The organism is Micromonospora sp. RTBAU3-60 (genome assembly GCF_054963695.1).
The window spans coordinates 147631-166637 of the sequence record NZ_JBUEGB010000009.1 but is presented as its reverse complement, the minus strand read 5'-3'; the positions used below and the strand labels follow the sequence as shown (position 1 = coordinate 166637).

General features: G+C 71.8%; 11 protein-coding genes and 1 pseudogene. 7 read left to right on the top strand and 5 right to left on the bottom strand.

Features of this window, described 5'->3' with window-relative positions; all coding sequences use genetic code 11:
- Positions 1-52: 52 nt before the first annotated feature.
- A complete protein-coding gene (gene ccrA, locus ACY34I_RS12000; RefSeq protein ID WP_462754789.1) occupies positions 53-1408 on the bottom strand; it encodes a crotonyl-CoA carboxylase/reductase in 1356 nt (451 codons plus the stop codon).
- A gap of 281 nt (positions 1409-1689) precedes the next feature.
- Positions 1690-2160 carry a methylmalonyl-CoA epimerase gene (gene mce / locus ACY34I_RS11995; RefSeq protein WP_462754787.1) on the bottom strand — a complete coding sequence of 157 codons (471 nt, stop codon included), beginning with the start codon at positions 2158-2160 and terminating at the stop codon, positions 1690-1692.
- Positions 2161-2224: 64 nt separating this feature from the next.
- On the opposite strand from mce, the gene ACY34I_RS11990 reads away from it, so the two are divergent.
- The 6 genes and pseudogenes from ACY34I_RS11990 to ACY34I_RS11965 all read left to right on the top strand — a co-directional run.
- Positions 2225-3424: an acetyl-CoA C-acetyltransferase gene (locus ACY34I_RS11990; protein WP_462754785.1), complete on the top strand. Its 1200-nt coding sequence runs from the start codon at positions 2225-2227 to the stop codon at positions 3422-3424.
- Positions 3421-4425, top strand: a complete 1005-nt coding sequence (meaB, locus tag ACY34I_RS11985) for a methylmalonyl Co-A mutase-associated GTPase MeaB (RefSeq protein WP_462754784.1) — start codon at positions 3421-3423, stop codon at positions 4423-4425. Before ACY34I_RS11990 ends, meaB begins: the two co-directional genes overlap by 4 nt.
- Before the next feature lie 84 nt (positions 4426-4509).
- Complete coding sequence (locus tag ACY34I_RS11980; protein WP_148805062.1) at positions 4510-4923, top strand: Asp23/Gls24 family envelope stress response protein; 414 nt, start codon at positions 4510-4512, stop codon at positions 4921-4923.
- Positions 4924-5019: 96 nt separating this feature from the next.
- Positions 5020-6708 (top strand): acyl-CoA mutase large subunit family protein, encoded by a 1689-nt coding sequence (locus ACY34I_RS11975; RefSeq protein ID WP_462754783.1) that lies wholly within the window; start codon positions 5020-5022, stop codon positions 6706-6708.
- A gap of 115 nt (positions 6709-6823) precedes the next feature.
- Positions 6824-7729: a tetratricopeptide repeat protein gene (locus ACY34I_RS11970; RefSeq protein ID WP_462754782.1), complete on the top strand. Its 906-nt coding sequence runs from the start codon at positions 6824-6826 to the stop codon at positions 7727-7729.
- 66 nt (positions 7730-7795) lie between these two features.
- Positions 7796-8929 (top strand): annotated as a pseudogene (locus tag ACY34I_RS11965) (arginase family protein); the annotation flags it as partial.
- A gap of 440 nt (positions 8930-9369) precedes the next feature.
- On the opposite strand, the gene ACY34I_RS11960 reads toward ACY34I_RS11965, so the two are convergent.
- Complete coding sequence (locus ACY34I_RS11960; RefSeq protein WP_462754780.1) at positions 9370-11337, bottom strand: penicillin-binding transpeptidase domain-containing protein; 1968 nt, start codon at positions 11335-11337, stop codon at positions 9370-9372.
- 287 nt (positions 11338-11624) lie between these two features.
- Between ACY34I_RS11960 and ACY34I_RS11955 the strand changes: the two genes are divergently transcribed.
- Entirely contained in the window at positions 11625-16691 is a 5067-nt protein-coding gene (locus tag ACY34I_RS11955; protein WP_462754779.1) for an NAD-glutamate dehydrogenase, read from the top strand.
- A 70-nt stretch (positions 16692-16761) separates the two neighbouring features.
- On the opposite strand, the gene ACY34I_RS11950 is transcribed toward ACY34I_RS11955, so the two are convergent.
- Both ACY34I_RS11950 and ACY34I_RS11945 read right to left on the bottom strand, forming a co-directional pair.
- Positions 16762-17514, bottom strand: coding sequence for a class F sortase (locus tag ACY34I_RS11950; RefSeq protein WP_462754778.1), 753 nt, complete (start codon positions 17512-17514; stop codon positions 16762-16764).
- On the bottom strand, positions 17501-18514 hold the full coding sequence (locus ACY34I_RS11945; RefSeq protein WP_462754776.1) for a hypothetical protein: 1014 nt from the start codon (positions 18512-18514) through the stop codon (positions 17501-17503). The genes ACY34I_RS11950 and ACY34I_RS11945 overlap by 14 nt, the downstream gene beginning before the upstream one ends.
- Positions 18515-19007 lie beyond the last annotated feature (493 nt).

The following is a 19007-nucleotide window of genomic DNA, read 5'->3' as shown; positions in this document are numbered from 1 at the left end:
GGAAAGCGCAATGCCTCCACCGCCCGGCCGGTGCCAGGACCACCCGGACGGGTCAGTGCCCGCGGAACCGGTTGATCGCCGTTTCGTGCCGGGCTCGCAGCTCGGTGTCCCGGACGCCGAGGCCGTCCGTCGGGGCGAGGCAGCGCACCCCCACCTTGCCCTGGTGCGCGTTGCGGTGCACCTCGTACGCGGCCTGGCCGGTCTGCTCCAGCGGGTAGGTCCGCGACACGGTCGGGTGGACCTTGCCGAGTGCCACGAGGCGGTTGGCCTGCCACGCCTCGTGGTAGTTGGCGAAGTGGCTGCCGACGATCCGCTTGAGGTGCATCCAGAGGTATCGGTTGTCGTACTGGTGCTGGTAGCCGCTGGTGGAGGCGCAGGTGACGATGGTGCCGCCGCGCTTGGCGACGTAGACGCTGGCGCCGAAGGTCTCCCGGCCGGGGTGCTCGAAGACGATGTCCGGGTCCTCGCCGCCGGTCAGCTCGCGGATCCGCTCGCCGAAGCGCCGCCACTCGTCCGGGTCCTGGGTCTCCTCGTCCTTCCAGAACCGGAAACCCTCGGCGGCCCGGTCGATGACCAGTTCGGCGCCCATCCGCCGGCACAGCTCGGCCTTCTCCGGCGAGGAGACCACGCAGACCGGGATCGCGCCGCCGCCCAGGGCCATCTGGGTGGCGTAGCTGCCCAGGCCGCCGGAGGCGCCCCAGATCAGCACCACGTCGCCCTGCTTCATGTTCGCGCCATGGTGGGAGACGAGCTGCCGGTACGCGGTGGAGTTGACCAGGCCGGGACTGGCCGCCTCCTCCCAGCTCAGGTGGCGCGGCTTCGGCATGAGCTGGTTGGCCTTGACCACGGCCAGTTCGGCCAGGCCGCCGAAGTTGGTCTCGAAGCCCCAGATCCGCTGCTGTGGGTCGAGCATGGTGTCGTCGTGGCCGGCCGCGTCCTCCAGCTCCACCGAGAGGCAGTGCGCGACCACCTCGTCGCCGGCCTTCCACCGGGTCACCCCGGGCCCGGTCCGCAGCACCACGCCGGCCGCGTCAGACCCCACCACGTGGTACGGCAGGTCGTGCCGGCTGGCCAGGTCGGAGACCCGGCCGTAGCGCTGGAGGAACTTGAACGTGGGCAGTGGCTCGAAGATGCTGGTCCAGACCGTGTTGTAGTTGATCGCGCTGGCCATCACCGCGACCAGCGCCTCGCCCGGGCCGAGCTCGGGGGTGGGCACCTCCTGCAGGTGCAGCGCCTTGCGGGGGTCCTTGTCCCGGGTCGCCATGCCGTCGAACATCCGGGTGTCCTCGGCGCGGACGACCACGCCCCGGTAGCTCTCCGGTACCGGCAGGCCGGCGAGGCCGGCGAGTTCCCGCTCCGGCTGCGCGGAGCCCTCCGCCGCCATGATCGCATCGAGGATGTCCTGCATGGTGACCTCCCGTTCGTCCGCACCCACACCGGGGCAGGGGTGCTGCCATCGTCGGCGCCGGTGCGACGGGTCCGCCATGTCGGCAATCGACACATCCGGCACCGGTCGCACTCTTGTGGGGCCGGACGTTACTGAACGGTAGCTAGGGTCGGAAGTCCCCTGTGAAAAACTGCATCCACCGATGCGTGGAGGTGTCCGCGGGACGGCTGAACCGCGCATCGCCGCGCTCGGCCCCGGCGAAAGGAAGGGCCCTCTGCTGACCAGGGCCCTTCCTTTTCGGCTCAGTGGGCGGCCGGCTCGACCAGCTCGACCAGCACGCCGCCGGCGTCCTTCGGGTGCACGAAGTTGATCCGGGAGTCGGCGGTGCCCCGCTGCGGGGTCTCGTAGAGCAGCCGTACGCCCCGCTCGCGCAGCGCCGCGCAGGCCGCGTCGATGTCCGTCACCGTGTACGCGACCTGCTGCACCCCGGGCCCGTTGCGGTCCAGGAACTTCGCGATCGTCGACTCCGGCGACAGTGGGGCGAGCAGCTGCAGACAGCCGCCCTCGGTGGTCGGCCCGACGGCCAGCATCGCCTCGCGTACGCCCTGCTCGGCGTTGGTCTCGGTGTGCACGCAGCGCATCCCGAAGGTGCGCTGGTAGAAGTCGATCGCGGCGTCGAGGTCCGCCACGGCGATCCCGACGTGGTCGATGCGGCGCAGGCCGATGTCTGTGACATAGTCGGCAGTGGGCTCGACGGGGGAGTTCTCAGCCATGGCGCTAGTCTGACCGAACAATCGTTAAGGCGTACAGGTCGGCACCCCCCCCTCGGAGGCAGGCATGGCTTCGGTGATCGTCAGCGGCGCGCGGACCCCGATGGGGCGCCTGCTGGGCAACCTCAAGGATCTCCCGGCGACCCGGCTCGGCGGCGTCGCGATCAAGGCGGCCCTGGAGCGCGCCGGCGTGTCCCCCGACCAGGTGCAGTACGTGATCATGGGGCAGGTGCTCCAGGCCGGCGCGGGCCAGATCCCCGCCCGCCAGGCGGCCGTCGAGGCCGGCATCCCGATGTCCACCCCGGCGCTGACCATCAACAAGGTCTGCCTCTCCGGCCTCGACGCCATCGCCCTGGCCGACCAGCTCATCCGGGCCGGCGAGTTCGACATCGTGGTGGCCGGCGGCATGGAGTCGATGACCAACGCCCCGCACCTGCTGCTAGGCCAGCGCAGCGGCTACAAGTACGGCGACGTCACGATCAAGGACCACATGGCTCTCGACGGGCTCACCGACGCGTGGGACTGCTGCGCGATGGGTGAGTCGACCGAGCGGCACGGGGTGAAGCACGGCATCACCCGCGAGGAGCAGGACGCCTTCGCGGCGGCCAGCCACCAGCGCGCCGCGGCCGCCCAGAAGAACGGCCACCTCGCCGACGAGATCACCCCGGTGATCATCCCGCAGCGCAAGGGCGACCCGCTGGTGATCAGCGAGGACGAGGGCATCCGCCCGGACACCACGGTCGAGACGCTGGCCAAGCTGCGCCCGGCGTTCACCAAGGACGGCACCATCACCGCCGGCAGTTCCTCGCCGATCTCCGACGGCGCGGCCGCCGTGGTGGTCATGAGCAAGGCCAAGGCCAAGGAGCTGGGGCTGACCTGGCTGGCCGAGATCGGGGCGCACGGCAACGTGGCCGGCCCGGACAACTCCCTGCACTCGCAGCCCTCCAACGCCATCAACCACGCCCTGAAGAAGGCCGGCCTGACCGTCGCCGACCTCGACCTCATCGAGATCAACGAGGCGTTCGCCGCGGTCGGCATCCAGTCCACCCGGGACCTGGGTGTCAGCCCGGAGAAGGTCAACGTCAACGGCGGCGCCATCGCGCTCGGCCACCCGATCGGCATGTCCGGCGCCCGGCTGGTGCTCACCCTGGCGCTGGAGCTCAAGCGCCGGGGCGGCGGCACCGGCGCGGCCGCGCTCTGCGGCGGCGGCGGCCAGGGCGACGCGCTGATCATCCACGTGCCGTCCGGGGGCGAGACCGAGCAGTGAGCGACGCCGTCGAGAACGCCCCGGTTGCGGCCACCGGATCGGTGCGCCGCAGCCGGGACGTACCGATGCTGGTGGAGCGGGCCCGCGCGGGTGACCCCCGCGCGGTGGCCCGGCTGATCACCCTGGTGGAGTCCGGCGACGAGGTGCTGCCGCAGGTCGCGGCGGCCCTCGCGCCGTACACCGGGCACGCCCAGGTGGTCGGGCTGACCGGGTCGCCGGGGGTGGGCAAGTCGACCACCACCAACGAGCTGGTCCGGGCGCTGCGGGCGCGCGGCCACCGGGTCGGGGTGCTGGCCATCGACCCGTCCAGCCCGTTCACCGGCGGGGCGATCCTCGGCGACCGGGTCCGGATGCAGGACCACGCCACCGACCCCGGCGTCTACATTCGCTCGATGTCCAGCCGCGGGCACCTCGGCGGGCTCTCCGCGGCCACGCCGCAGGCGGTCCGGGTGCTGGAGGGCGCCGGCTGCGACGTGGTGCTGGTGGAGACGGTGGGCGTCGGGCAGGCCGAGGTCGAGGTGGCCTCGCTGGCCGACACCACGCTGGTGCTGCTCGCACCGGGCATGGGCGACGCCATCCAGGCGGTCAAGGCCGGCATCCTGGAGATCGCCGACGTCTTCGTGGTCAACAAGGCCGACCGGGACGGCGCCGACGCCACCGTCCGCGACATCCAGGGCATGATCGCGCTGGGCGAGCGCGGGCCGGGGGAGTGGCGGCCGCAGGTGGTCCGGGCGATCGCCGCGCGGGGCGAGGGCGTCGACGACATCGCCGCCGCGATCGACAAGCACCGCGACTGGCTGGAGCGGCACGGCGAGCTACGCCGCCGCCGGGAGGCGCGGGCCGCCGCCGAGGTCGAGGCGATCGCGCTCGGCACCCTCCGGGACCGGATCGGCTCGCTGCGCGACGGTACGCAGCTGCCGACCCTCGCCGCCAAGGTGGCCGAGGGTGCGATCGACCCGTACGCGGCCGCCGCCGAACTGCTGGCCCAACTCGGGGCCTGACGGGTCCACTGCGGACCGGCCCCGAACTAGTACGCTCGCACCGCCTCATGGCGGTCGTGGGGCAGGACGAGTGGGCGGGAGAGCATGGCTGACGAGGCGACCCAGGAGCTGTCGGTGCTGCCGGACGCGGTGGCGGGCGGTGCGACGCACGTCTCCGACGAGGTGGTGGAGAAGATCGCGGTGGCCGCCGCGAAGTCCGTGCCCGGGGTGGCCGAGCTCGGTGGCGACGTGGCTCGGTTCTTCAACGCGGTGCTGGACCGGGTCGGGCTGGACCAGGTCGGCGACGCCCGGCGGGGCTGCTCGGCGCACGTCACCAACGGCGCGGCGCTGGTCAACCTGGTCATCGTGATCGACGGCGGCCGGCCGGTCCCCGAGGTGACCGACGCGGTCCGGGTGAAGGTCACGGAGGCGGTCGAGGCGTACGGGCTGCGGGTCGACGAGATCAACATCCGGGTCGACGACGTGGCCCTGGGCGGGCCGGCGGCACCGTCGGCCTGAGTCAGGTTACCGGCCGGTACCCACGTCCTTATCGATCGTTCAGGTATCCGTTCTACACTCGGTCTTCAGTCGAGGACTCGAGGAGGAGCTCCGCGCATGGACGCCGACGAGATCGCCGCCGGTCGGGCCCGCTGGCAGGCCCGCTACGACGCCGCCCGCAAGCGGGACGCGGACTTCACCACGCTCTCCGGCATGGCCGTGGACCCGGTGTACGGCCCGCCGGAGGGCCTGCCCTACCCCGGGTTCGAGCGGATCGGCTGGCCGGGCGAGTTCCCGTACACCCGGGGGCTCTACCCGACCGGCTACCGCGGGCGGACCTGGACCATCCGGCAGTTCGCCGGCTTCGGCAACGCCCAGCAGACCAACGAGCGCTACAAGATGATCCTCGGCGCCGGCGGCGGCGGGCTCTCCGTCGCCTTCGACATGCCGACCCTGATGGGCCGCGACTCCGACGACCCGCAGTCGCTCGGCGAGGTCGGCCACTGCGGCGTGGCCATCGACTCGGCCGCCGACATGGAGGTCCTCTTCGGCGGCATCGACCTGGCCGGGGTGACCACCTCGATGACCATCTCCGGCCCGGCCGTGCCGGTCTTCTGCATGTACCTGGTCGCCGCCGAGCGGCAGGGCGCCGACCTGTCCAGGCTGGACGGCACGCTCCAGACGGACATCTTCAAGGAGTACATCGCGCAGAAGGAGTGGCTCTTCGACCCGGAGCCGCACCTGCGCCTGATCGGCGATCTGATGGAGTACTGCGCCCAGGAGATCCCGAAGTATAAGCCGCTGTCGGTCTCCGGCTACCACATCCGGGAGGCCGGCGCGACCGCCGCCCAGGAGTTGGCGTACACCCTGGCCGACGGGTTCGGCTACGTCGAGCTGGGGCTCTCCCGCGGGCTGGACGTCAACGTCTTCGCCCCGGGGCTGAGCTTCTTCTTCGACTCCCACGTGGACTTCTTCGAGGAGATCGCCAAGTTCCGGGCGGCCCGCCGGATCTGGGCCCGCTGGCTCCGCGACGTCTACGGCGCCACCAGTGAGAAGGCCCTCTGGCTGAAGTTCCACACCCAGACCGCCGGGGTGTCGCTCACCGCCCAGCAGCCGGTCAACAACGTGGTACGGACCGCGGTGGAGGCCCTCGCGGCGGTGCTCGGCGGCACCAACTCGCTGCACACCAACGCCCTCGACGAGACCCTGGCCCTGCCCACCGACGAGTCGGCCGAGATCGCCCTGCGTACCCAGCAGGTGCTGATGGAGGAGACCGGGGTGACCAACGTGGCCGACCCGCTCGGTGGGTCCTGGTACGTCGAGGCGCTCACCGACCGGATCGAGGCCGAGGCGGAGGAGATCTTCGCCCGGATCAAGCAGCTCGGCGGCGACGGCCCGCACAAGATCGGCCCGATGACCTCGGGCATTCTGCGCGGCATCGAGGACGGCTGGTTCACCGGGCACATCGCCGAGTCGGCCTTCGTCTACCAGCAGGCGCTGGAGAAGGGCGAGAAGAAGATCGTCGGGGTCAACTGCCACACCGGCACGGTCGCCAAGGACCTGGAGATCCTGCGCATCTCGCACGAGGTGGAGCTGGAGCAGCGCCGGGTGCTCGCGGAACGCAAGGCCGCCCGCGACGACACCGCGGTCAAGGCCGCCGTGCAGCGCATGGTCGAGGTCAGCCGGACCGGGGAGAACATGATCCCCGCCATGCTGGACGCGGTCCGCGCCGAGGCGAGCCTCGGCGAGATCTGCGACGCGCTGCGCGCCGAGTGGGGCGTCTACCGCGAGCCCGCCCGCTTCTGAGTGGCCACGCCGGTGCCGGGACTTCCGGCACCGGCGCCCAGCTGGCGTGACAGTTGCAACTGTCGCCGTCGCGGTTGATCTGAGTTCAGGCGGACACGTGCGAGACTAGATAACCATGAGCGACCCACGGATCACCTCGTCGATCTTCACCCGCGGCGCGGTCGACCTCAGCGCCCTGCGCAGCGCCGCCCCCAACGCCGCCCCGGCCAAATCCGGTCCCCCCGCCGGCGCGCCGGGCGGCGCGGTCGGTGGGGTCAGCGTCATCGACGTGACCGAGGCGACCTTCCAGTCCGAAGTCCTCGAACGCTCGCTGACCACCCCGGTGATCGTGGACTTCTGGGCCGAGTGGTGCGAGCCGTGCAAGCAGCTCTCCCCGGTGCTGGAACGGCTGGCCGTGGAGGGCGCCGGCGCGTGGCTGCTCGCCAAGGTGGACGTCGACGCCAACCCGCGGATCGCCCAGATGTTCCGGGTGCAGGGCATCCCGATGGTCTACGCGATCGTCGGCGGTCAGCCGATCGACGCCTTCTCCGGGGTGGTGCCGGAGGCCCAGCTGCGCCAGTGGATCCAGGCCGTGCTGAAGGCCGGCGGGGTCAACGTCGAGGCGCCCGAGGACCCGCGCCTCGCCGAGGCCGACGACGCCCTGATGACCGGCGACCTCGACGCGGCCGAGCGGGCGTACCGGAAGATCCTCGCCGAGTCCCCGGCGGACGCGGCGGCGGAGGCGGGGCTGGCCCAGGTCGGGCTGGCCCGCCGGGTGGCCGGCGCCGACCCGCAGGCGGCGCTCATCGCCGCGCAGGCGAACCCCGACGACGTCGACGCCCAGCTGCTGGCCGCGGACATCGAGGTGCTCAGCGGCCTGGCCGAGCAGGCCTACCAGCGCCTGGTCGGCCTGGTCCGCCGCACCGCCGGTGACGACCGGGAGAAGGTACGCCAGCACCTGGTCGGCCTCTTCACCATCGCCGGCCCGGACGACCCCGCGGTCGCCTCGGCCCGCCGGGCCCTGGCCAGCGCCCTGTTCTGAGCAAGTAGCACGCCAGCGCGGGCCGGCGTATCGGCCGGCCCGCCCGACCATCGAGGACGGGAGCCCATGATGCGCCGGATCGCCGTCCTCGACGCGCCGACCAACCTCGGGTTGCGCCCGCCCACGGTCACCTCGGTCCCGGGCTGCGCCAAGGCCCCGGGCGCGCTGCGCGACCACGCCCTGCTCGCCCGGCTGCGGGCCCGCGACGCCGGCTGCCTCACCCCGCCCCGGTACGACCCGGGCGACTGGCGCCCCGGCGACGGGGTCTGCCACGCCCCGGAGATCGCCGCCTACTCGGCGGCACTGGCCGACCGGATCGGCGCGATCATCGACCGCGGGGAGTTCCCGCTGGTCCTCGGCGGGGACTGCTCCGTGCTGCTCGGCTCGGCGCTGGCCATGCACCGGCTCGGCGAGGCGGTCGGCGGCCGGATCGGGCTGGTCTTCGTCGACGGTCACTCCGACTTCCGGCACCCCGGCAACGCCTCGTACGTGGGCGCGGCGGCGGGGGAGGACCTGGCTCTGGTCACCGGCCGGGGGCAGGCCGACCTGGCCGGCATCGAGGGGCGGCGCCCCTACTTCCGGGACATCGACGTGGTGGTGCTCGGCATCCGGGCGCAGGACGAGTACCGACTCGACCTGCAGGCCGCCGGCATCACCACCCGGCCGGTGCCAGCGCTGCGGGCCGAGGGCGCCGCCCGTACCGCACAGTGGGCGCACGAGCAGTTGGCCGACTGCGCCGGCTACTGGGTGCACATCGACGTGGACGTGCTCGACCCGGCGGTGATGCCGGCCGTGGACGCGCCCGACCCGGGCGGGATCGCCTTCGCCGAGCTGGAGATCCTGCTCGCCGGGCTGGTCGACACCCCGCACTGCCTCGGGGTCGAGCTGACCGTCTTCGACCCCGACTACGACCCGGACGGGTCGTACGCCGCCGAGATCGTCAACACCGTGGTGGCCGGGCTCGCGCCGGTCTCCGCGCCCACCGCGACGCCGCCGCGGCTGCTGCCGGCCGGCCCGGTCGCGCCGGCGCCCCGACCGGGCAATGCCCGTCCCGCCGAGCGCGCCGTCCTGCCGGCCCCGGTGGTCACCCCGGCCCCCGCGGTCGCCGTGGAGCCGCTCGGCCCGCCGCCGGGCGAGCCCGCCGACGGTGACTCCACTGTCCCCCTGGCCGCCGGCGACGGGGCGACGTCCCCCGGGACCGCCGGGCCGGGCCTGTTGCGACGGGCGGCGACGGAGGAGGGCGACGGTCCCGAGCCGTTCGGTCCGGGGGCGGGCCTGCTGCGGCGGGTGTCGGCGCGGGACGAGACGCCTGAGCCGGTCGGGCCGCCCGCGTCGGCGGGTCCGGGCCTGCTCCGCCGGGTGCCCGTCGCCGAGGACGGCCCGACCGCGTCGACCGGGGACGCCCCGTCGCGACCGGGCGTCGACATCGCCTGACCTCCGCCGGCGCCCGCCCGCGATGCGGTGGCGTGGTCGCGCGTCGTCTCGCGGGCGGCGTTCCGGCGCAGGGCACCGCTCCCTGCCGCACCTCGCCATGATCGTGCTCAAGCCTGGATGTAGTGGCATCGGATCGTCGGCGAGGCCACTACATCCAGGATCGGGCGTGATCGTGAGGGGGCGGCGGGACCCGCAAGCGGGTGGGGTCAGCGGGTGGCGAGAGCGCGGAGGAAACGGTCACTGATCGGGACCGCGCTGGACGTGCTGGATCCGCCCTGCTCCACGAAGACCGCGAAGGCGATGTCGCCCTGCCAGCCGACGAACCAGGCGTGCGTGTGCGCCGGGTTGTTGTCGTACTCAGCGGTGCCGGTCTTGCCGTACACCGGCCCGCCGGGGGCCTTGGCCAGGGCACTCGCGGTGCCGCCGGTGACCACCGTGCGCATCATCGTCTTCAGCGCCGCCACCGACTCGGGCTTCAGGGCCGGGCCGGCCGGGGCGGGCTGCTGCGGGGCAGGGTCGAGCAGCAGCTTCGGCTGCTCCCAGTGACCCCGGGCGACGGCGGCGGTGGCGGCGGCCATGGCCAGCGGACTGACCACGGTGGTGCCCTGGCCGATCGCCGCGGCGGCCTGCTCGGTGAGGCCCCCGTTCGCGGAGACCTTGCCGGTGAAGACGTCCACGCCGAGGTCCCACTTCGCCTCCAGGCCGAGGCTGCGGCCGGTGACGGCGAGCCCGTCCGGGCCGAGCTTCGGGGCCAGCGAGGCGAACGCCGTGTTGCAGGACTTCGCGAAGTCGGTGCTGAACGGGACCGAGCCCAGCTCGAAGTTGTCGGAGTTCTTGAACGACCGGCCGTCCACCGCGAGGGTCTTCGGGCAGTCGACCCGGGCGTCCGGCGTCACCGCGCCGTTGTCCAGCAGGGTGAGCGCGCTGACCATCTTGAACGTGGAGCCGGGCGGCACCTGGGCGGTGAAGGCGAGGTTCTCGCCGGCCGGGCCGGGGCCGTTGGCGGCCGCCAGCACCGCGCCGTCGCTGATCCGTACGGCCACCAGGGCGGAGCGCCGGGTCTCTCCGCGCAGCGCCGCGTCGGCGGCGTTCTGGGTGGCCACGTCGAGGGTCGTCTTCAGCGGCTGGCCCGCCTTCGGCTCGCTGCGGAAGAGTTCGGCGCCGGTGGGGGCGGTGGTGCCCTCGGACCCGGGGTGCTCGGTGATCACGGTGAGCCCGGGGACGCCCCGGAGCCGCTCGTCGTACCCGCCCTGGAGGCCGCCGTGGCCGACCAGGTCACCCGCGACGTAGCGGTCGGGGTGGGCCTTCAGGTCGTCGGCCTGGGCCGCGTCGACCGAGCCGAGCAGGGCCCGGGCGAACTCCCGGGTCGGCGCCAGGTCGAGCTGGTCGGTGGGAAACTTCGTGCCGGGCAGGTCGTAGATCCGGGGCTTGATCTGCCGGTACGCCTCCTCCCGCAGGGTCACCACCTCGACGAGCGCCCCCGGGTCGGCCTCCTTGAGGCGCTTGGGCAGGTCGGAGAGGTCAACCGGCGGGGTGAGCGGGGGCCGGATCGCCTTGAACGCGGCGTCCAGTTGGCGGACCAGCGCCGGGACGTCCTTGACCTCGGCGGGGTGCACGCTGACCCGGACCACCGGTCGGGGCGCGACGATGGCGTTGCCGGCGCCGTCGAGCACCCCGGCCCGGGGCGCGCGCTCGCGGCGCAGCGCGAGCCGGTCGCCCTTCTCCAGCTTCTCGTGCACCACGGCCGGCTCCCAGATCACCTGCCACTGGTCGTCGCCGCCCTGCCGGAGGCGTACCGGGGTCTGGTAGCTCCAGCGGGTCTGGCCCGGCAGCGTCCAGGTGGCCTGCACCCGCGCGGCGGCGGTGTCGGCTGTGATCTTCGGCTCACCGACCGGCTTCAGCTCCGGCGGGGTGCCGGCCAGTTCGCCGGAGAGCGCCTTGATCTCCTTGGCCACCTCGGCGGCCGGGACGCGCGCCCCGGTGGGGTCGATGAAGCCCACGGCCTGCAGGTCGCCGGAGCGCCAGCCCGTCAGGAAGGCGGTGAGGCTCTGCTCGGGCCCGTCCGCCCCCGAGCACCCGACCAACGCACCCCCGGCGAGCACGGTGGCGGCCAGCGCCGCGAGGAGGGGGCGGCGACGGGAGAAGCGCCGGCGAACGGGGTACGACGTGGGCATGCAGCAGTCCCTCCGGTACGAAACTGCCCTGCACGCTAGTACGGCGGGCCCTTCGCCACTGCCCCGCCGCCGTGCCGGGGTGGGCGAGATCGCGCTGGGGCAGTGTGATGAACATCCCCAGTCCGGGTACTCCCCGACCAGCCGACCACGTACCCGCAACGGGTGAAAGGACAGAGTCCCGATCCGGACGTCCGGCCAGTGGTCCGCCGACGAACGGGCAGGGCGGCAGGGCCTAGGCTGGGCGGGAGAGTGACCCACAACGCGGTGGGTCGAGGGGAGTGGCACCGATGGACCGGCGTCCGGCGATCAAACCGGGACCCGACCTCCGGCAGGTTGACACCAGCCGGGACGATGACAGCTTCGATTCGGCGACCGACGGGGACGGTTTCGGCCGTCTCGACACAGGAGTGACCGGAATGACCGGTTCGAGCGTCGACACGCTCTACGAGTTGGGCCTGCCCACGCAGGCGCTGACCGAGGAGCCCGACGACGCCGAGTTGGACGAGCCGGTACCCAACGCGGAGCGCCTGGTGGCCCAGGCGGTCGCGCTGGCCGGCGACGACCACGACGCGGCGACCCTGGTCGGCCGCTTCTGGCGGTTCGCGCCGGACGAGGAGCTGATCGGCTTCACCGCCGAGGAGATGCTCGACGCCGCCCGGGCGCACCGGGACCTGGCCCAGCAGCGGGTACCAGGCGAGCTGAAGCTGCGCATCCACGAGCCGGATGCCGACCAGCACCACACCGTGATCGAGATTGTCACGGACGATATGCCCTTTTTGGTGGATTCGGTCACCGCGCTGCTGAACTCGCACCACATCGACGTGCACCTGCTGGTGCACCCGCTGGTCGTGGTCCGCCGCGAGCCGTTGGGCCGGCTCACCGAGGTCTCCGCCGACGTGGAGCCGGACGACGCGATCGCCGGCGACCTGGTGGAAAGCTGGATGCACATCGAGATCGACCCGGTGCGCGACCCGGCCGAGCGGGAGAAGCTCCGCAAGGAGCTGCAGCGGGTGCTCACCGACGTCCGGGAGGCGGTCGAGGACTGGCCCAAGATGCGCCAGCGCGCCCTGGCGCTGGCCGACGAGCTGGCCGCCGCGCGTACCTCGGACAACCGGCCGCCGGTGCCGGAGAAGGACATCACCGACTCGGTGGAGCTGCTGCGCTGGCTGGCGCACGACCACTTCACCTTCCTGGGCTACCGGGAGTACCGCCTCGTCGACACCGACGGCGCGGACGGGGGCCAGGCGCTGGAGGCCGTCCTCGGCACCGGGCTGGGCATCCTGCGCTCGGACTCACCGGAGGCCCGGGCGCTGTCCTCGATGACCCCCGAGGCGCACGAGAAGGTGCTGGAGAAGCGCCTCCTGATCATCACCAAGGCCAACTCGCGGGCCACCGTGCACCGCTCGGCCTACCTCGACTACATCGGCTTCAAGATCTTCAATGACGCCGGCGAGGTGGTCGGCGAGCGCCGGTTCCTGGGCCTGTTCTCCACCGCCGCCTACCGGACCAGCGTGCAGGAGCTGCCGGTGGTCCGCCGGAAGGTCGCCGAGGTGCTGGACCGCTCCGGGCTGAGCCTGCGCAGCCACTCCGGCAAGGACCTGCTCCAGATCCTGGAGACCTACCCGCGCGACGAGCTGTTCCAGATCAAGACCGACGACCTCTACCACGCGGTGATCGGCGTGCTGCGTATGGCGGGCCGCCGCCAGCTGCGGGTGTTCCTGCGCCGGGACGGGTACGGGCGGTTCATCTCCTGCCTGATCTACCTGCCCCGGGACCGGTTCACCACCCAGAACCGGCTGCGCATGCAGGACATCCTGCTGCGCGAGTTGAACGGCGTCGGGGTCGACTACACCACCCGGGTCACCGAGTCGATGCTGGCCCGGGTGCACTTCATCGTCCGGACCGACCCGGGCAACCCGCCCGGAGAGATCGACGCCGACCTGCTCGCCGAGGAGCTGGCCGACGCCACCCGGCTGTGGGACGACGACTACCGGCTGGTGCTGGAGCGCAAGCTCGGCGACGAGCAGGCCAAGCACCTGTTCAGCCGGTACGCCGACGCGTTCCCGGAGGGCTACAAGGACGGGCACACGCCGTACGAGGCGATGAAGGACCTGGCCAAGCTGGAGCTGCTGGAGGAGCCCGGCCAGCTCGAGATGCACCTGTTCCGCAAGCAGTTCCCGCCGCGGGTGAACGGCGGCGACCGGGATGTGGACGTCGACGAGACGATGGACGTCCGGTTCAAGGTCTACCGGTACGGCGAGCCGATGATGCTCTCCGCCGTGCTGCCGGTGCTGCACTCGCTCGGCGTCCGGGTGGTCGACGAGCACCCGTACGAGGTGGAACGGGTCGACGGCCGCATCTGGCTGTACGACTTCGGCCTGCAACTGCCCGAGGCGCACCAGGAACTGGCCGAGGTGCGCCCGCACGTGGAGAACGCCTTCGCCGCCGCGTGGCGGGGCGAGGCCGAGGTGGACGGCTTCAACGAGCTGGTGCTCCGGGCCGGGCTCACCTGGCGGCAGGTGGTGGTGCTCCGGGCGTACGCGAAGTACCTGCGGCAGGCCGGCACGGTCTTCTCGCAGGAGTACATGGAGCAGACGTTCATCGCGTACCCGAGGATCGCGTCGCTGCTGGTGGAGCTCTTCGAGACCCGGTTCGCCCCGGGCGCGACCACCATGGACGAGCGGCGGCAGCGCAGCGGCGAGCTGGTCACCGCGATCGGCGAGGCGCTGGACGACGTGGTCAGCCTCGACCAGGACCGGATCCTGCGGTCGTACCTGACGTTGATCCAGGCCACCCTGCGGACCAGCTTCTACCAGAAGCCGGTCGGCGGGCGGCCCAAGTCGTACGTCGCGTTCAAGCTGGACCCGCAGGCGATCCCGGACCTGCCGGCGCCGCGGCCGAAGTTCGAGATCTTCGTCTACTCGCCCCGGTTCGAGGCGGTGCACCTGCGGTACGGGCCGGTGGCCCGAGGCGGCCTGCGCTGGTCCGACCGGCGGGAGGACTTCCGCACCGAGGTGCTCGGCCTGGTCAAGGCGCAGATGGTGAAGAACGCCGTGATCGTGCCGGTGGGCGCCAAGGGTGGCTTCGTGCTGAAGCAGAAGCCGGGCGACCGGGACGAGGCGGTGGCCTGCTACAAGGAGTTCGTCGGGGCGATGCTGGACGTCACCGACAACATCGCCAGCGGGGAGATCGTGCCGCCGGAGGACGTGGTCCGGCACGACGGCGACGACCCCTACCTGGTGGTGGCGGCGGACAAGGGCACGGCGACGTTCTCCGACATCGCCAACGAGATCTCGGCCGCGCACAACTTCTGGCTGGGTGACGCCTTCGCCTCTGGCGGTTCGGCGGGCTACGACCACAAGAAGATGGGCATCACCGCCCGGGGCGCCTGGGAGTCGGTGAAGCGGCACTTCCGGGAGCTGGGGCACGACACCCAGACCCAGGACTTCACCGTGGTCGGCGTCGGCGACATGTCCGGCGACGTGTTCGGCAACGGGATGCTGCTCTCCGAGCACATCCGGCTGGTGGCCGCCTTCGACCACCGGCACATCTTCCTGGACCCGGACCCGGACGCGGCCACCTCGTACGCCGAGCGGAAGCGGCTGTTCGAGCTGTCCCGGTCGTCCTGGGAGGACTACAACCGGGAGCTGATCTCGGAAGGCGGCGGGGTGTACCCGCGTACCGCCAAGTCGGTGCCGATCTCGCCGCAGGTCCGTGCGGTGCTCGGCCTCGACGAGGACGCGACGCAGCTCAGCCCGCAGGAGCTGATGAAGGCCATCCTGACCGCGCCGGTCGACCTGTTCTGGAACGGCGGCATCGGCACCTACGTGAAGGGGTCGACGCAGACCAACGCCGAGGTCGGGGACAAGTCCAACGACGCCATCCGGGTGGACGGCAAGAGCCTGCGCTGCCGGGTGGCCGGCGAGGGCGGCAACCTGGGCTGGACCCAGCTCGGCCGGATCGAGTACGCGCAGAACGGTGGGCGGATCTACACCGACTTCATCGACAACGCGGCCGGGGTGGACTGCTCCGACCACGAGGTGAACATCAAGATCCTGCTCAACACGGCGGTCGCGGACGGCGAGCTGGACCGGCCCGAGCGCGACGAGCTGCTGGCCCAGATGACCGACGAGGTCGCCGAGCTGGTGCTGCGGGACAACTACGAGCAGGCCCGGGCGATCAACAACGCCCAGGCGCAGTCCGCCTCGCTGCTCCCGGTGCACCGTCGGATGATCAACGAGCTGGAGCGCTCCGGGGCGCTGGACCGCGCGCTGGAGGCACTGCCGCCGGACGAGGAACTCGCGGTCCGGAACGAGACCGGGCTGACCGCGCCGGAGTTCGCGGTGCTGCTGGCTTACGTGAAGATCGTGCTGGAGCGGGAGATCGTCGGCGAGGGTCTGGCCGACGAGGAGTGGACGACCGACATCCTGGTCAACTACTTCCCCACCCCACTGCGGGAGCGGTTCGCCAGCCGGATGGGCCAGCACCGGCTGCGCCGGGACATCGTCACCACCGTGCTGGTCAACGAGGCGATCAACCGGGGCGGCATCTCGTTCGTCTTCCGGACGGTCGAGGAGACGGCCGCGTCGGCGGCGGACGTGCTGCGGGCGTACGTGGTGGTGCGCGAGGTGTTCGGGCTCCGCGACCTGTGGAACGCGATCGAGGCGCTGGACAACAAGGTCTCGCCCGAGTTGCAGACGAGCGTCTTCCTGGACACGCGCCGGCTGCTCGACCGCGCGGTGCGCTGGCTGGTCACCAACCGGCGCTCGCCGATCGACGTGCCCGGGGAGATCGCCCGGCTGCGGGACGGGGTGGCCCGCCTCCTGCCCGACCTGGAGAACCTGTTCTACGGCAGCGAGCGGGAGGCGATCGCCGCCCACATCGACTCGCTGACCGAGAAGGGGCTGCCCCGGGACCTGGCCGCGCAGGCGACCCGGCTGATGTACAGCTTCGGCCTGCTCGACGTGGTGGAGACCGCCCAGTCGACCGGCCGGGACGTGAGCGAGGTGGCCTCGGTCTACTTCGTCCTCTCCGACCGGTTCCGGGTGGACGCCCTGCTGTCGAAGATCTCCCTGCTGCCGCGGGAGGACCGCTGGCAGACGCTGGCCCGGATGGCGCTGCGCTACGACCTGTACGCCGCGCTGGCCGCGCTCACCGCGGAGGTCCTCGGCTCCACCCCGGACAACGTGCCGCCGGTCGACCGGGTGCAGGAGTGGGAACAGGCGAACGCCACCTCGATCCACCGGGCGCACCGGGCGATGGGGGAGTTCGACGAGTCCCGGGCCGACCTCTCCGCCCTGTCGGTGCTGCTGCGCCAGATCCGTACCCTGGTGCGGACCTCGGCGGCGGCCTGACCCGTACGGACGCCGGCACGGCCCGGTGGTCGGTCACCCCGACCACCGGGCCGCGCCCGGTTGCACCGCCTCACGAGGTCATGGTGGCGAAGGCGATGACATTGTTGAGGTAGCTGCCGGAGCTCTGGTCGAACTGCCCGCCGCAGGTGACCACCCGGAGGCTCGGCTTGTCGCTGGCGCCGTAGACCACCTCGGTGGGGAAGGCGGTCTTCGGGTACGACTTCACCTCGTTGACCGCGAACGTGGCGGTCGAGCCGTCCTGCCGGGCGACGCTGATGGTGTCGCCGGCCTTGAGCGCGCCGAGGTTGAAGAAAACCGCCGGCCCGAGCTTGGCCGAGTCGACGTGGCCGACGATGACCGCGTTGCCGACCTCGCCGGGGCTGGCCCCGAGGGAGTACCAGCCCGCCTTCATGGCCTGCTCCAGCGGCGGCACCTGGACGCTGCCGTCCGCGTTCAGGCCGAGGCTCATGATCTCGGCGTTCACCCCGATCCGCGGGATCGAGATGGTCGTCGGAGCCGATCGGGGCAGCCCGGTGGGGGCGAGGCCCGGGACCGGCGTCGCCGTGTCGTCGACGGGCGCCTGGTCGGCGGTCTGCGTACCGCTGCCGGTGGGGCCCGGGATGGCGCGCGACGGGGCCGTGTCGGCGGCGCCGGCCTGGGCGAGCGGCTGGGGTGGGCGGGGCGGCGGCACGGTCCGGACCGACGCCCCGATCAGGCCGGCGCCCACCATGCCCAGCAGGACGACGACGGCCGTGCCGGCGGCGCGCCACGGTCTCCCGTGACGGCCGCCGGCTCGTGTCGCCGTCCGGTCAGACGAGGTCATTGGCCCGACGCCGACGCAGCAGGACCATGCCGCCCAGGGCAGCGGCGCCGATCACGCCGACCCCGCTGGCGGCCATGTTGCGGTCCAGGCTGGTGGTGGTCATGCCACCGTCACCACCGTCGACGTGGCCACGCGGGAAGCAGTGGTCCTTGTCCTCGTTCTTGAAGTCGTGGTCCTTGCGGTCGTGGTCCTTGTTGTCCCGGTCCTCGTCCTTGAAGTCCCGGTCCTTGCGGTCGTGGTCCTTGTTGTCCCGGTCCTCGTCCTTGAAGTCCCGGTCCTTGCGGTCGTGGTCCTTGTTGTCCTGGTCGTTCCGGTCCTCGTCCTTGGCCTCGTGGTCCTTGCGGTCCTGGTCCTTGCGGTCGTGGTCCTTGTTGTCCTGCTTGTTCCGGTCCTCGTCCTTGGCTTCCTGGTCCTTGCGGTCCTGGTCCTTGCGGTCCTTGTCCGACTGGTCGTCGACCATGCCGCCGCCCTGGCCGTAGGCCCCCGGCTGCCAGCTGTCGCCGCCCTGCCAGTCCTTGCCGTTCTCGTCCTTGCCCTTCTCGTCCTTGCCCTTTTCGTCCTTGCCGTGCTCGTCCTTGCCCTTCTCGTCCTTGCCCTTTTCGTCCTTGCCGTGCTCGTCCTTGCCCTTCTCGTCCTTGAAGTCGTGGTCCTTCCGGTTCTCGTCCTTGCGGTCGAAGTCCTTCCGGTCCTCGTTCTTGAAGTCGTGGTCCTTGCCGTCGTGGCCCTTGTTGTCCTCGTCCTTGAAGTCGTGGTCCTTGCGGTCCTCGTCCTTGAAGTCGTGGTCCTTACGGTCCCAGTCCTTGCGGTCCCAGTTCTTGTTCTCCCAGTCCCCGTGTCCCCCCGGGCAGGTCTCAAGAAGACTGACCTGCGGCTTGGCGCTGGCGTTGTCCACGTACGCGCCGGGTCCGGCCGCGTTCGCCATCGCGGGCGAGAACAGCAGCAGGGACGCACCGCCAAGAGCGGCGCCCGCAACGACCTTCCCGAGCATCTTCTTTCCCATGACCTGCGTCACTCCATCCCTGTTTGTCCTGAGCCCGACGACGGTCGAGCTACGCCCGACGTTAGACCTTTTCGCGACTTATCCGGGGAAAGATTCGTGTTTAAGAGTTTGTCGGCTCTTAGGCCGATACGGGTGCTAGGCGGCACATGCGGCATGGCCGGGTCGCTTCGGAGGCTTCGAGGTGCTGCGACCCCACGTGGGTCATACGTGTGCCGGACATCCCGGCGCGGTGCCGGCCTGCCGCCCTCCACCGACCTGGACCGGTCTGCCGGTAACCGCCCGCGCCGGTGCCGCCTGCCCTGTTCACCCCGTTCGCCGGCCGGCCTCTTATCGAGGCATCGCCATGGAAGCGCGCCCCGTCGCCGCCGAGCGCCGGGACAGCGCCCACCGGAACGGGCGGCTGCGCTTGATTCACTCCAGCTCGCGGAAATGGCGGTGTCCGACACCCGCCGACACCGCCACATCCCCGACACGGAGTCGATCACCCGCCCGA

Bases quoted from the DNA above. Each gene is read 5' to 3' on its own strand.
- ccrA (WP_462754789.1), bottom strand. From the start codon at position 1,408: ATGCAGGACATCCTCGATGCGATCATGGCGGCGGAGGGCTCCGCGCAG.
- mce (WP_462754787.1), bottom strand. From the start codon at position 2,160: ATGGCTGAGAACTCCCCCGTCGAGCCCACTGCCGACTATGTCACAGAC.
- ACY34I_RS11990 (WP_462754785.1), top strand. From the start codon at position 2,225: ATGGCTTCGGTGATCGTCAGCGGCGCGCGGACCCCGATGGGGCGCCTG.
- ACY34I_RS11980 (WP_148805062.1), top strand. From the start codon at position 4,510: ATGGCTGACGAGGCGACCCAGGAGCTGTCGGTGCTGCCGGACGCGGTG.
- ACY34I_RS11975 (WP_462754783.1), top strand. From the start codon at position 5,020: ATGGACGCCGACGAGATCGCCGCCGGTCGGGCCCGCTGGCAGGCCCGC.
- ACY34I_RS11970 (WP_462754782.1), top strand. From the start codon at position 6,824: ATGAGCGACCCACGGATCACCTCGTCGATCTTCACCCGCGGCGCGGTC.
- ACY34I_RS11960 (WP_462754780.1), bottom strand. From the start codon at position 11,337: ATGCCCACGTCGTACCCCGTTCGCCGGCGCTTCTCCCGTCGCCGCCCC.
- ACY34I_RS11955 (WP_462754779.1), top strand. From the start codon at position 11,625: ATGGACCGGCGTCCGGCGATCAAACCGGGACCCGACCTCCGGCAGGTT.
- ACY34I_RS11950 (WP_462754778.1), bottom strand. From the start codon at position 17,514: ATGACCTCGTCTGACCGGACGGCGACACGAGCCGGCGGCCGTCACGGG.
- ACY34I_RS11945 (WP_462754776.1), bottom strand. From the start codon at position 18,514: ATGGGAAAGAAGATGCTCGGGAAGGTCGTTGCGGGCGCCGCTCTTGGC.